Here is a 13171-nt window from a genome sequence, read left to right on the forward strand (position 1 = left end):
CGGTGATGGGGGGCACTATGAGTCAAACCTTCGAAGTCACTGCGGACGAGCAGGCGGCGCGGGCAAAGCCGGTCGGCGATGATCCTCGCGCAGTCACGGCCCGGCGCATCTTTCGTGGCGCCTTGATCTTCAATACCGCTCTCACTGTTTTCTGGCTGGTGTCTTGGGCAACGGACAGCCGGTTCTTCTTCGCCGAATATCGCATCACCCGGGCGGCCTTGCTGAACATCGGCGTCACGGTGGTCGGCTTCTACGTCCTACCGGGCCTGTTCTGGTGGGGCATCAAGTCGGTGCTGCTGCGATGGGTCGGCTTCGACAAGGCGGAACGGCGTGACGCTTTCTCGTCGCGGATGGATCGGCCCTACGACGTCGGAGTCCTGACGTCGAAATATTCGGAGCGGAAGATCCGCATCGCCGACATGGTCGGTCGGCGTGGCCGCTTCGCCCTCCTGGCCTTCGCAGGTCTCTATTTCCTCTACACCGAGGTTCTAAAGAACCCGAAGCCGGACTTCGCCACCGCCTTTGCCACCAACAACCTGTTTGAAGGCGTTGTCGGCAGCTGGATCTTTCTAGGGCTCTTCCATGTGAACGGCTGGGTCGGCGCGATCTTCTACGGTCCCCAGACACGCGTCATGGACGGTTACCTCGGACGCGCCAACTGTCTGCTGATCACCACCTTGTGGACAGCCTTTAAGTTCATCTTGGTCCCGCTGAGCTTGCAGCTCGCGGCCGTATACCCGCGCGAGCAGTTCGCCGTCGTCTTTGGCCTGATCTGGCTGTCCTACATCACAACGGACGCCTTCGCCGAGATCTTCGGATCTCTGTTCGGCAGGCAAAGCATCAAGGTTTGGGGCGTCGGCGACGTCAACCGGAAGTCTGTGGTCGGCGTGGTCGCCGGTTTCGCCGGCGCGCTCGCCGTCAATCTGGCCCTGATCGGCGCCAATGGCCTGATGCTTGGACCATGGATCGGTCTTGCGGTGGTGATCGCACTGTCGAACTGCCTGGTGGAGCTCTACTCACCGCGCGGCACCGACGACTTCACGATGGCAACGGCCAATGCACTTCTGTGCCTTGCATTTGGCGCTTGGGTGCTTTGATTCGACCGCGCCAGACCGGCCAGCCGTAACGGTGAAGAATGTCCGCCTTCGGTGCAAAGCGGACACACGGCATCGGCGACCGATTGCATCAATCGACCATGGGACGTCCGCGAGCCCGTTGCCCGCGCTCTTGTCCTACCAGCTCGTTAAGCGCGGTTGGGTTTGAAGCTGACGCTGGTCACCCGGCCGAGATCATCCACGTTGCAGCGGAAGGTCTGGTCACTGTCTACCGCACCGGTGACGCGCAGGCCGTTTCGACTGTACCGGACGTTGTTGATCGCGGTCACCTGGTTGCCGGCCTGGGCAGACACGGCGATCGCGCAGCGACCGATGGCGGTGCCGGCGTCCAACTTGACGCGTTCGAACGGCCCGCTTGGGAAAGACCAGCCTCTCGCCTCAAGGATGCTGCCCATTCCCGAGGGTAAGACCGGCCCGCCTATCGCGGGCGGCGCATAATATTCTTGTGCGGCAGCGGGGCCAGCGATGCCGGCCAAGGCGGCGAAGGCAACTGCAAAGCTTCTCATCGAAACACTCCTCGGAAGTCCGGGCACAAAGCACCGGAACGTGGAGACCAAACGCCGAGCAAAGCGCAGGATTACATGAACGCACAACAACAGCAAGTCGTGGTCGATCTAGCTGAAAAGGGGCGTAAGCTAGTAGCCGTTTGAGTGCCCGCTTTGGCGGAATGCAGACCCTGCTAAACGCCCGCAATGGATCGTAAGCGGACGTTCGTCAGCCCGCGCTGACGAAGCTGTCGAGCACCTTTTTCATGCCGGCATGTTCGAAGTCAATTTCCAGCTTGTTGCCTTCCTGGGCGACGATGGTGCCGTAGCCGAACTTGCCGTGGAACACGCGCTGGCCGAGCGCGAGGTCGGTTCGGCCCTGGTTGCCGAGGCTCACCGCAGATGCGCGGGCTTCGATCACACGTTGGGGCTGGGCGTTGAAGTTGCCGCTGGCGCGCTGCCAGCCGGGGCCGCGGGTGCTGGCTCGGTGAGCGGCGCCGCTCGCGAGGTGGGCGAAGGGATCGCCGCGCTCGCTGAACTGGGCCCGCCACAGGCTGGCGCCGCCGGTCATGGTGGTTTCCTCGTCGATATGGGCCTTGGGCAGCTCGCCGACGAAACGGCTGGGAATGCTGGAGGTCCACTGGCCGTAGATGCGGCGGTTGGCGGCGTGGATGATGGTGCAACGCTCGCGGGCGCGGGTGATCGCGACGTAAGCCAAACGGCGTTCTTCCTCGAGGGAGGCCAGACCGCCTTCGTCCATCGCCCGCTGCGACGGGAACACGCCTTCTTCCCAGCCGGGCAGGAAGACGTGCGCGAACTCCAGCCCCTTGGCGGCGTGCACGGTCATGATGGTGGTCTTGGGCTCGCCCCGAGCCTCGTCATTGTCCATCACCAGGCTGACATGCTCGAGGAAGGAGGAAAGGGTCTCATACTCCTCCATCGCCCGGGCAAGCTCCGCGAGGTTCTCGAGGCGACCGGCATTTTCCGCCGACTTCTCCGCCTGCAGCATGGCGGTGTAGCCGCTCTCATCGAGCAGAATTCGGGCCAGTTCCGGGTGCGGCAGGTTGGACGCCATCTCACGCCAACGGGCGATGTCGCCGACGAAGCGGCCAAGGCTTCGGCGCGCCTGGGGTGTGAGCTCGTCGCTGTCGAGCATCTGGGCAGCGGCCATCAGCAGGGGCTGCTGCGAGGCTCTCGCATAGGTGTGGATGCGCGCAACAGCCTTGTCGCCCAGGCCGCGCTTCGGCGTGTTGACGATCCGTTCGAAGGCGAGGTCGTCGGCGGGCTGGGCGATCAGGCGGAGGTAGGCGAGGGCGTCGCGGATCTCGGCGCGCTCGTAGAAGCGAAAGCCGCCGACGATCTGGTAGGGCAGGCCGATGGCGATGAACCGCTCTTCGAACTCGCGGGTCTGGAACTGGGCGCGGACCAGGATGGCGGTTTCGTCGAGCGAGGTGCCGCGGCGCTGAAGGCTCTCGATGTCCTCGCCGACGCGGCGCGCTTCCTCGGGTCCGTCCCAGACCCCGATCACCTTGACCTTGTCGCCCTCGCCGGCATCGGTCCACAGCGTCTTGCCGAGGCGCCCGCTGTTATGCGCGATAAGGCCGTCAGCCGCGGCGAGGATGTGGCCGGTGGAGCGGTAGTTCTGCTCCAGCCGGATCACCGTGGCGCCGGGGAAATCCTTTTCGAATCGCAGGATGTTGGCGACCTCCGCCCCGCGCCACGAGTAGATCGACTGGTCGTCGTCGCCGACGCAGCAGATGTTGCGGCGCGGCTCCGCCAGCAGCCGTAGCCATTCATATTGGCCGCTGTTGGTGTCCTGATATTCGTCGACCAGGATGTAGCGGAAGCGGTCGCGGTAGCCTTCCAGCACGTCCGCATGCTCGCGGAAGATGGTCAGCATGTGCAGCAGCAGGTCGCCGAAGTCACAGGCGTTCAGCGTCCGCAGCCGCTCCTGATATTGCGCGTAGAGGTCGGCGCCGCGACCGTTGGCGTAGGCTTCGCTTTCGGCGGCATCGATCTGCTTGGGGGTCCAGCCGCGGTTCTTCCAGCGGTCGATCAGGCCGGCAAGCTGGCGGGCGGGCCAGCGCTTCTCGTCAAGGTTGGCGGCAGCGATCAACTGCTTGAGGACGCGCAGTTGGTCGTCGGTGTCGAGGATGGTGAAATTGCTCTGCAGCCCGACCAGCTCGGCATGGCTCCGAAGCATGCGCGCCGCGACCGAGTGGAAGGTGCCGAGCCAGGGCATGCCCTCGACTGCGCCGCCCGAAATGTGAGCGATGCGCTCCTTCATCTCGCGCGCCGCTTTGTTGGTGAAGGTGACGGCGAGAATCTGGCTGGGCCAGGCGCGCCGGCTGGCGATCAGATAGGCGAGGCGAGCGGTCAGCGCCGACGTTTTGCCGGTACCCGCCCCGGCCAGCACCAGCACCGGGCCTTCGGTGGTCAGCACCGCCTCCCGCTGCGGCGGGTTAAGGCCCGTCAGGAAGGTGGGCTCGTCGGTCAGGGCAGGGGCTTCAGGCACGGGTGGGAGGTAGGCGGGGTGTCACCGGACCGCAATCATCAGGCTGGAGAAAGTAGGACGACTATGGCAGGGTGCGCCCAAGAACAAAAGGGGACCTTAGAGATGCTGACCGGACGATGCCATTGCGGGCAGGTGAAGTATCAGATGCCGGAAGAGGCGATTCACCAGGCCATCTGCCACTGCGAGGACTGCCGCCGCCATTCAGGCGCGCCGTTCGTCGGCTGGGCGCTGGTGCAGAGCAGCGACCTCCTGATCGAAGGCGAACTCAAGACCTATGAATCGTCGGCGGACGGGCGCCGGCAATTCTGCCCCAATTGCGGGACGGGGCTATTCTACCTGAACCCGGTCATCTTCCCCAACCAGACGGACGTTCAGATCGCGACTCTCGACAATCCCGACGCGATCGTCCCGACGGCGCAGATCCAGACAGCGGAGCGGATCGACTGGGTCAAGCAGCTCAACGAGATGGTGGCGTTCGAACGTTATTCAGCGTGAGTCAGCACCATTGTTGCGGGTGCGAAGGCTTCATGCCCGATATCCCCGTTATCCACAGGTCAAAACTAACATTTCTTGCTTTGAGCGACTCGTGGCGAGGTTCATAAGGAATGGGTGATCGGGACGGAGCGCCCGGCCTCACCGGAAGGGACCGCAAGGGAACGGACGGAGCGGCGGGGTTCAAAGAACCGATCTCCACCGGCCGAGCAAGGCAAGCGATCTTCGGATCAGGAGCTAAAATTCAGCCGGAAGAGGCGCCGGAAGAGATGATCTTCCACTCGCGCACGGCGGGTTGTTCTTCGGAACGATCAGGTCAGCACGAGAGGGTCATCCCAAGAAGGGCCGCGAAAAGTCGAGTTGCCCAGATCCTTACGGATCAGGCCAGTGGCTTGAAAAGGAAGCGAGGCCGCCTTCATGCTTGGGCAAGAAGAGGCTGGCGCACCCGAGTAAAGAGATTGGTCCCTGCCTGGCAGGAGGCGGTTCGAACGGACGCGACGCCTGAGCTGGTGAGCCAGGATCGAGAAGCGGGGTCGCAAACCTATTCGTAGGGGCGGGGCTTTCAGGACACGAACACCGGCAGATCCTTCGCTCGGCGCAGTGGGGGCTGGCAGCAATGCCGGCCCCCATTTCTTTTGCGAAATGCGCGGGTCCGCTGCTTGCTGCCCCGGACAGGCTTCACCGCTCCCTGGGCGGGGCCCAACGCCGTTGGACCTTGACCGCTGCCGTGAACGTGCATTTGCCGGCCCGTGCCAGCGCGGCGTCACCAGGCAATCAGGCCGGACCAACCTCGCCCTCGGCCCAACGCGTGTTTCATGGCGGTCGGCTACGGCACCATTGGCGCGCGGAAGGCAACAAGCTGGGATCGACTTCGAACATGTGGACATGAAGAAGGTGCTCAACAGCTTCATCGGCCGGGGTGAGCTTGTCTTGGCCGGATTGCGGCGGCCTCAATCTGATCAACTCGGCGAGCAGGCATTGCCGCAATCCTGATAAGCTGTAACCATGGCAGCGCCGGATCGGACTTCGTGCAAGGGGGCAGTGTTGCGTAAGGTATGGATCATCTCGGCTGCGTGCGTCGCCGTCGCCGCTCCCGTGCATGCGAAGAATGACACGGTGCTTCGTGGTCCGGAGCCGAAATGGGTCATTCCCAGCGACCTCCTTCCCGTTCCCGAGACCTTGAGCGGCCCCTTGTTCGTTCGCCGATCAGACGTTCAAATTCACCTGGATGCGCGCGGCCAGCAGCAATATCAGGGTTACCGGATGAAGATCTTGCACTCCAGCGCCTTGCAGCTGGGCAATTTCGCGATCTCATGGAACCCTGCGGCCGGTGCACCCACGGTTCATGCGCTCCGCCTCTATCGCGACGGCAAGATGACCGACATTCTAAAGAACGCTTCCTTCGAGATTCTCCGGCGTGAAAACCAGCTTGAAGCGGCGGTGCTCGACGGCGTCCTCACCGCCGTTCTTCGAATTCCCGACCTGCGGGTCGGCGACGAGGTGGAGGCCGCCGTGACGATCGTTGCGAACGATCCCACGCTGGGCGCGGAGACCGCGGGCTTGCTAATGCTTGGGGCGGATCCCCCACCGGGACGCCATGCGCTCGCCGTGAACTGGGATGACGGTCAGACCCCGCTCTTGAAAATGACCGCGGAGATGGAAGCCGCGGTCAAGCAGGAGAGCCACGGATTGCGCTTGTCCTTCGACAATCCTGCGCCTCGGCCCGCCCCGCAAGGCGCACCGGCACGCTTCGGCTGGCAGCGCGTCGTCGAGTTCAGCAATTTCCGCAACTGGTCCGACATTTCGCGCCGCTTCGCGCCACTCTACGCAAAGGCTGCTAAGCTCGAGCCGTCGTCGCCGCTCAAGGAAGAGGCGCGCAAGATCGCCGCGGCCCATCCCGGCGCGCTGGATCGGGCAAGTGCCGCGTTGCGGCTGGTGCAGCAGGAGGTCCGATACGTTTACGTCGGTCTTAACGGGGGCAACCTTGCACCTGCCAGCCCGACCGAAACGTGGCAGCGCCGGTACGGCGATTGCAAGGGCAAGACCGCCTTGTTGCTCGCGCTCCTTTCCGAGCTCGGGATTGCGGCCGATCCCGTCATGGTCAGCAACAGCGGTAACGACGACGGCCTCGACGAGCATCTGCCGAACCCCGTCTTCTTCGACCACGTCCTGGTTCGGGCAGCGATCGGCGGTAAGTCCTACTGGCTGGACGGCACCCTCCCCGCTGTTGCGGGGCCCACGCTCGACCCGGTCCTTCCTTACCGCTGGCTAATGCCGCTGACTGCGGCAGGAAGCTCGATCGTTCGGATCGACTGGAAAATTCCGGAAACGCCGACGGAAGTCGCCTTGTACGAAATCGATGCCCGCGAAGGCTTCGATCGGCCTTCCAAGGTGACCACAACTCAGATCACGCGAGGCATCGAGGGCCTTAAGCAGCAAATTCAGTTCTCAGCCTTGACCCCCGCGCAACTGCTCAGCAGCTTCCGGCAGGAAAGCGCCGGCAACGCCTGGGTCACCGTTGACGACGTGAAATGGCATTACGATTCGGAGGCGCGCGCGAGCATCCTGACGGTTGTGGGAACACGCGACATCGACTGGGAAGATGAAGGAGGCGGCGCCAAGTCGCTCATCCTGCCCGGCGGCGGCTTCAATCCTCCCGAACGGCGCGGCCGCGCTTCGGATCAGGATCAAAGCCTCCCTTACGCCAATGAACCCGGTTTCAGTTGTCACGTGACCACCGTCCGCCTGCCCAAGACGACGAGGCCGGAGAATTGGTCTTTCAACAGCGGCTTCAAGACGAGGCTGTTCGGCCGCAACTATTATCGTGCGTTTGGCTTCAGGGATGGCGCGATCACCATGATCCGGGGATCTCGCGTGGACGTACCCGAAATCGATCCGGTCGCGGCGGCTCGCGACAACGGGCGAATAGCGGCATTCGACAACTCGATGGCAGTCATCCGGTATGAGCCTAAGGGACAAAATGCCGTCCCTTCTACCAGGAGTGTGCCGACGACTACCGAGATCGATTGGTCCGGCGAGCACCTGCCGTGCCTTTCGAGCGCAGGTTAGCCCTCGTGTAGGCCCTTCGGCGGGCATTCCAAGTTCAGGAGCTTAATCGGCTTCCAACCTGTCCCGGCCAATCGACGTCTGCCTTAGGATCCTCGACGGTTATGTCGTCGGCTATGGCCGCGCACAATCACGGACCAGAGGGGCATCTGCTGCCTTTGTTGGTCGCGCTTCGGGCCGTGGAACTCGGCGCACGTGGTGGCCGCATCTACTCCAGCGTTGAGCATGGCGTGCTTCGGAGGGACGCCTATCGGTTCACCTAACGCTAAGATCCCGATGCCGGGTGGAGATCAGGACGCTTGCCGCTAAGATCAGGCATGCTGTTCTTGTCCTTTCATGCGCTCGCCCTTGTTGCTTCAATCGCCAGCAAGGGACCCAAGCCTCCATCGACGCCCGCACCAATCGGCGCGCTCTTCACGGCAGACGATTACCCCAGCGAGGCGAAGGCCGCGGACGAAGAAGGAACAGTGACTACCAGGATCGATGTGGACGCGGTCGGTCGAGTCTCTGGCTGCACCGTCACCTCCTCGTCCGGGTCACCGTCGCTCGATGCCGAGACTTGCCGCTTGATCAAGGAACGCGCCAAGTTCCAGCCTGCCAAGGACGAGCGCGGGCGCAAGACGTACGGCAGCGTGGTTCAGCGGATCACTTGGCGACTCCAAGGCGACTTGGCGCCGAACCTCGCCTGGGCAGTGCGGACTACAGTTACCCTCGCGGCGCAAAAGCAGCCTACCTGCGTCGTGGAGGATGAAGGCGCAATGAAGTTGGTGGCCTCCACCCCCGGAGAGGGCTGCGCACGTCTCCTAAAAGAGGCGTCAAGCTGGACACCTACTTGGTTGCAGCCCGGACAGTCAGTGAGCTTCACGCTGGAAGAGCGCTTCCTGCCTGGCACAGTGCAGCCAGAGGACATCCCCCTCCCGAGCGGCGCGGCAATCGCCAGCCGGCAGGTTCTTCACCTCGACTTCAACGCCGCGGGCCGCATCGAGCGCTGCACGATTGCCGAAGAGCTCGGGCCGGCACCGCCGCCGATGCGGGACTGCAAAGAGTTTAAACGCCGACTTCAGCCTAAGCTCGGCGAAGGGGGCGAAGGGGTGCCGTTCACCGGAACATTCGTCTTCACCGGGATTCCTGGGACCGGCAAGACCGATTAGTCATGCGCCTTTCTCGCCTGGCGAGCGCGGGTGTCGAGGATTGTCGAGGGTCTCCTCGAAGCGGCCACCGCGCTGGGGCGGCTAGGGGCGGGTGCACGCGGTAACCGCATCCACTCGAGCGTGGAGCACGGCGTGTCGCGGATGGACGCCTGCCGCTTCAGCTGAATTTCACGCCCGTTTGGCGTAGTAGATCTGTCGAGCGCCCGCCCGTGGAGATGGTGATGGTTCGTTTGAATGCCGACCCGGGCGATCGTCTCAAGTCGGGCATTGCCGTCGCCGCCGTGCATCTGGTGCTCGGCCTCGTGCTGCTTCGAAGCTTCGGCTTCACCGTGCCGACGAAGGCGACCGACGAGACCCAGTTGATCAGGATCGATCTCGACGACCCACCCCCGCCGCCGACGCCCGCTCCACCCGGTACGGAACGGCAACCGCGGGAGGTGGCCCGACCGAAAAATCCGGAAGGGGCAGCCTCACCGGCGAACCGCAAGAATGATCCTGCCGCGGTGGTCGCTCCAATCCCCGTCATTCCCTTGCCCGTCCCGCAAGTTCCAACCGCGCCAATTGCGGGCAGCGGGAGCGCGCCGGCGGCTGGCGCGGCGGTGCTGGCGGGGCCGGGAACCGGTGCGGGCGGCGTCGGGACGGGGCTTGGCAGCGGACGCTTCGGCAATGGCACCGGCGGTGGCGGCGGCGGATTGGGGGTCCATGCCAAGCTGCTGCGCGGCGGGATCGGTCCGAACGATTATCCCCGCCGTGCCGTTCAGCGGCGGGCGCAGGGGACGACCTACATCCGCTTCACCGTTTGGCCGGATGGCAGGGTTCGCAATTGCGTGGTGACGCGCACGAGCGGCCATCGCGACCTCGATGTTGCGACGTGCCGTCTGCTGGAGCGGAACCTCCGCTTTCGACCCGCGCGCGACGCGGCTGGACGGCCAGTCGCGGAAGTCGTCCGGGGGCAGCAGGACTGGGAGCTTGGGCCGGAGCCGCCCGCTCGCGAATATGACGGCGAGTTCGTCGACGACTAGCAGCCGCGGGCGCTATTCCTGCGCCGCCCGGGCCGCGCGGGCGGTTTCGTTGAGCTGACTCAACGTGGCGTCGTATCGGTTTTCTCGCTCGGCGTTGCGGAGGAAGCTGACCCGCTCGACCAGGATTTCCGGCGGGGTGGGCTGCTGCTGAAAAAGGTTCATCACTTCATCGATGAATGCGCGCAGCGGCATATATCCTTGGCGGGTCGACTGGCCCGGCGTCAGGTCGGTCTGGACACCGGGAGGAGCAAGCTCGATCACTTCGACCCTGCCTTTCAGCTCTTCACGGAGGGAGGCGGTGTAAGAGTGGATCGCGGCCTTGCTCGCCGAATAGGTGGGAGCGAGGGTGAAGGGCACGAACGCCAAACCAGAAGTAACGTTGACGATCGTCCCGTCCCCGCACGCGATCAGGTGATCGATGAAGGCGTTTGTGACGCGGATCGGCCCCAGGATGTTGGTTGTGACCGTCTCTTCGGCGTCGTTGAGGTCGCGGCCGCGGTCGAGCGGCTCGTCGCGCATGATGCCGGCATTGTTGATGATGACGTTCAGGCCCGGATGCTGGGCAAGGACGGAGCGGGCAAAATCCTGAATGGCTTGCGGGTCGGTGACGTCGAGCTCGGCGGCATGGAGCTTGTCTCGGCCGGCAACCGTCTCCTCCAGCGCCGATCTACGGCGGCCGGTGACGATCACCGTATTGCCGAGATCGTGGAAGCGCTGAGCGAGCTCTCGGCCGATGCCGCTGCCGCCGCCGGTGATCAGGATGGTGTTGCCGCTGCTCTTCATGGACGCGTTCCCTTGTCGGTGTGCCGCCAGTGTGGGGAGCGCGGCCGCCGACTTCCAGAGCGTCACGAGTTTTTGGGCCGAGGGCATGAACGCCCCCGGCCCCATCCGGGAGGGAGAGGGGAGATGTCCCGGTGTGAGGATGGATATGGGGGCACGATGCGCCAAATTCATGTCGCCCCACCGTTGCGATTGTTTCAATTGTGCCGGGCTGCGATGATGTGGAGCATTCCTGACGAAAGCAGCCCATGGTGACACCGCCGCTCGAGCCCTTGCTGCCCGCAATCGCGGTGCTGGACTATGTCGGCATCGCGGTATTCGCGATATCGGGCGCGCTGCTGGCGGCGGAGAAGAAGCTGACGTTGGTCACCTTCCTGTTCTTTGCGGTAGTGACGGGGGTGGGCGGCGGCACCGTGCGCGACGTGCTGATCGGCGCGCCGGTGTTCTGGATGCATGAGAACTGGATCCTGCTGATCTGTTTGGCCGCTGGGATGCTGGTGTGGGTGACGCCGCGCCGCTGGTGGGGCGGAGGCCTCGCGCTCGCCTGGTTCGATGCGGTGGGGCTGGCGGTTTATTCAACCTATGGCGCGGCCAAGGGGCTAGCATTCGGCGCTGCGCCCTTGCCGGCGTTCGGCATGGGCGTGATCACCGCCTGTGTCGGCGGGATCCTGCGCGATGTACTGGCGGGGGAGCCGTCGATCCTTCTTCGGCCGGAGCTGTATGTGACCGCCGGTGCGCTTGCGTCCGGGCTGATGGTGCTACTGACGGTGCTCGGCGTGCCGGAGGTGCCCGCGGGCGCCATCGCGGCACTGAGCGGCTTCGCGTTGCGCGCCGCGGCGATCGCGCGGGGATGGGCGCTGCCGGCCTATCGGCGCTAGGAGGCGGAGATGCGCTCCACAGTTGCGGTCTGGGCGATGCCGGGAACATCCACCTCGTCCCCCTCTTCGGCTCCCATCAGGGCGCGGCCGAGCGGAGAGGCGAAGGAGATGAGGCCGGCGGCGGGGTCTGCTTCGTCGTGGCCGACGATGGTCAGGGTGCGTTGCTTGCCCGACTGGTCGATCGTGACCCGGGTGCCGATCGCGACGGTGTCGCCGGCGGGCGCAGGGGCGATCTGGGCGGAGGCGAGGCGGGCGCGCCAGTAGCGGAGATCACGCTGCACCTTTTTGCGCTGCTCCTCATCGCTAGTGGCCGCGAGCTGGGCCTCCACCTCTGCGGTGCGCTGCTCAAGAAGTGAATAGCCGCGGGGCGTGACGATGTTGGGGCCGGGCGGGATCGGCAATTCGAACTTGGGTTCGAGATGCTCGTCATCGCTTTCCCGGCGGAAGGCGACGCTCATAGGGTGTTTGTCCGTTCCATGGGGCGACCTTGCGCCCTTTCGGCGCGTCCCGAAAGCTGAAGATTGCGGAGCCAGGCATTTTGTCGCGCGGGCGAAACCATCCGCATTTCAGGACGTTGGCGTTCGAAACAGAGGGACAAATCGGCATGCGTAAAATCGTCTGCGCGTCTGTAAGTGCGCTTGTGTTGTTGTCTGCCTGCAAGACCGACAATGCCGTGGTAGATGGCGTCAAAAGTGCGGGCTCCGCGGTTGCGGACGGGGTCGGCAATGTCACCACATCCCTCGTGAAGGTCGACCTGTCCAACGTGCTGAACGACTTGGCGCTGGACCTGAACGTCGACAAGTCGAACATCCCGATCAACGCGCAGATTCCCATCTCACTGGCCGCTAACGTATGCGGCATCTCCATCAACATCCTGTCGATCGGCGGCGGCGGCGAGAGCAAGGGCTGCACCGCGACGACCGCCTCCCCCGAGCTGGTGCAGGCGGTTCAGCAGCAACTGGCCGCCAACGGCGGTGTCGGCGGCGGCGCGCAGACCAACGGAGGGGCGACCAGCACCAGCGGAACGGTGAGCAATGGCGGAACCACTGCGCCGGTGACGAGCAATACGACCACCAGCGGCACCACGACGACAGGGACCACGACCGCTCCGCCGACCACCGCGGCCGGTACGACGCAGACGAACAGCACCAGCACTCCCCAGTAAACGCCTCGCTTTGGAGATTTTCATGACCTCAGTCCCATTCAAGCTTTCGTTGCTTGCCGCCGGTGTGGCCATGGCGCTCACTGCGTGCGAGTCTCAGTCCGGTGCGCCGGCCGCGGCAGGGGAAACGGCGGTCCCGGCGCCGGACGCTGGTTCCAGCACCACGTCGGGAACGACGACGCCTGGAACGACAACGGCGCCGCCGACGACCGCCGGCGGGACGACCCAGACCAACAGCACCAACACTCCCCAATAAACCAACGCGTTGGAGATCCCCATGACCTCAGTTCCGTTCAGGTTTTCCCTACTGGCTGCCGGTGCAGCGCTGGCGCTTGCCGCCTGCGACTCCCAATCCCGCGAGCCTTCCTCCGCCGGCGACACGGCGGTGTCGGCGCCGGATTCCGGGACGAGCACCGGCGGCGGCACGTCGACCGGCACCGGAACGTCGACAGGCACGGGGACGAGCAGCGGCGGCGGAACGAGCACTGGCGGTAGCACCGGAGGC

Annotated in this window: 14 protein-coding genes; 9 read left to right on the top strand and 5 right to left on the bottom strand. The window is 64.5% G+C overall.

What is annotated here, in order from left to right:
• The first annotated feature begins 17 nt into the window (after positions 1-17).
• On the top strand, positions 18-1097 hold the full coding sequence (locus G7077_RS11090; RefSeq protein WP_166411757.1) for a hypothetical protein: 1080 nt from the start codon (positions 18-20) through the stop codon (positions 1095-1097).
• A gap of 146 nt (positions 1098-1243) precedes the next feature.
• Here G7077_RS11090 and G7077_RS11095 read toward each other — a convergent pair whose 3' ends face one another.
• Positions 1244-1621 carry a hypothetical protein gene (locus G7077_RS11095; protein ID WP_166411758.1) on the bottom strand — a complete coding sequence of 126 codons (378 nt, stop codon included), beginning with the start codon at positions 1619-1621 and terminating at the stop codon, positions 1244-1246.
• A 208-nt stretch (positions 1622-1829) separates the two neighbouring features.
• Positions 1830-4115 carry an ATP-dependent helicase gene (locus tag G7077_RS11100; protein WP_166411759.1) on the bottom strand — a complete coding sequence of 762 codons (2286 nt, stop codon included), beginning with the start codon at positions 4113-4115 and terminating at the stop codon, positions 1830-1832.
• 102 nt (positions 4116-4217) lie between these two features.
• Between G7077_RS11100 and G7077_RS11105 the strand changes: the two genes are divergently transcribed.
• The 6 genes from G7077_RS11105 to G7077_RS11125 all read left to right on the top strand — a co-directional run bounded on the left by G7077_RS11105 (position 4218) and on the right by G7077_RS11125 (position 9846).
• Complete coding sequence (locus G7077_RS11105; RefSeq protein ID WP_166411760.1) at positions 4218-4610, top strand: GFA family protein; 393 nt, start codon at positions 4218-4220, stop codon at positions 4608-4610.
• A gap of 1038 nt (positions 4611-5648) precedes the next feature.
• Positions 5649-7676, top strand: a complete 2028-nt coding sequence (locus tag G7077_RS11110) for a DUF3857 domain-containing protein (protein WP_425505280.1) — start codon at positions 5649-5651, stop codon at positions 7674-7676.
• Between the two features lie 113 nt (positions 7677-7789).
• Positions 7790-7936 carry a hypothetical protein gene (locus G7077_RS11115; protein WP_166411762.1) on the top strand — a complete coding sequence of 49 codons (147 nt, stop codon included), beginning with the start codon at positions 7790-7792 and terminating at the stop codon, positions 7934-7936.
• A 54-nt stretch (positions 7937-7990) separates the two neighbouring features.
• Positions 7991-8824 carry an energy transducer TonB gene (locus G7077_RS11120; protein WP_166411763.1) on the top strand — a complete coding sequence of 278 codons (834 nt, stop codon included), beginning with the start codon at positions 7991-7993 and terminating at the stop codon, positions 8822-8824.
• Positions 8825-8854: 30 nt separating this feature from the next.
• Positions 8855-8989 (top strand): hypothetical protein, encoded by a 135-nt coding sequence (locus G7077_RS14335; protein WP_281347037.1) that lies wholly within the window; start codon positions 8855-8857, stop codon positions 8987-8989.
• Between the two features lie 56 nt (positions 8990-9045).
• Complete coding sequence (locus G7077_RS11125; RefSeq protein WP_166411764.1) at positions 9046-9846, top strand: energy transducer TonB; 801 nt, start codon at positions 9046-9048, stop codon at positions 9844-9846.
• A 12-nt stretch (positions 9847-9858) separates the two neighbouring features.
• Here G7077_RS11125 and G7077_RS11130 read toward each other — a convergent pair whose 3' ends face one another.
• Positions 9859-10629: an SDR family oxidoreductase gene (locus G7077_RS11130; protein ID WP_166411765.1), complete on the bottom strand. Its 771-nt coding sequence runs from the start codon at positions 10627-10629 to the stop codon at positions 9859-9861.
• Positions 10630-10874: 245 nt separating this feature from the next.
• Between G7077_RS11130 and G7077_RS11135 the strand changes: the two genes are divergently transcribed.
• Positions 10875-11504 (top strand): trimeric intracellular cation channel family protein, encoded by a 630-nt coding sequence (locus G7077_RS11135; RefSeq protein WP_166411766.1) that lies wholly within the window; start codon positions 10875-10877, stop codon positions 11502-11504.
• Here the strand turns inward: G7077_RS11135 and G7077_RS11140 are convergent.
• Positions 11501-11962: a GreA/GreB family elongation factor gene (locus G7077_RS11140; RefSeq protein WP_166411767.1), complete on the bottom strand. Its 462-nt coding sequence runs from the start codon at positions 11960-11962 to the stop codon at positions 11501-11503. The genes G7077_RS11135 and G7077_RS11140 overlap by 4 nt on opposite strands.
• 182 nt (positions 11963-12144) lie before the next feature.
• Here G7077_RS11140 and G7077_RS11145 point away from each other — a divergent pair, with 182 nt between their 5' ends.
• Positions 12145-12669 carry a hypothetical protein gene (locus tag G7077_RS11145; RefSeq protein WP_166411768.1) on the top strand — a complete coding sequence of 175 codons (525 nt, stop codon included), beginning with the start codon at positions 12145-12147 and terminating at the stop codon, positions 12667-12669.
• 93 nt (positions 12670-12762) lie between these two features.
• Here G7077_RS11145 and G7077_RS13925 read toward each other — a convergent pair whose 3' ends face one another.
• Positions 12763-13164: a hypothetical protein gene (locus G7077_RS13925; RefSeq protein ID WP_206367630.1), complete on the bottom strand. Its 402-nt coding sequence runs from the start codon at positions 13162-13164 to the stop codon at positions 12763-12765.
• Positions 13165-13171 lie beyond the last annotated feature (7 nt).

The organism is Sphingomonas piscis (assembly GCF_011300455.1).
GTDB lineage: Bacteria > Pseudomonadota > Alphaproteobacteria > Sphingomonadales > Sphingomonadaceae > Sphingomicrobium > Sphingomicrobium piscis.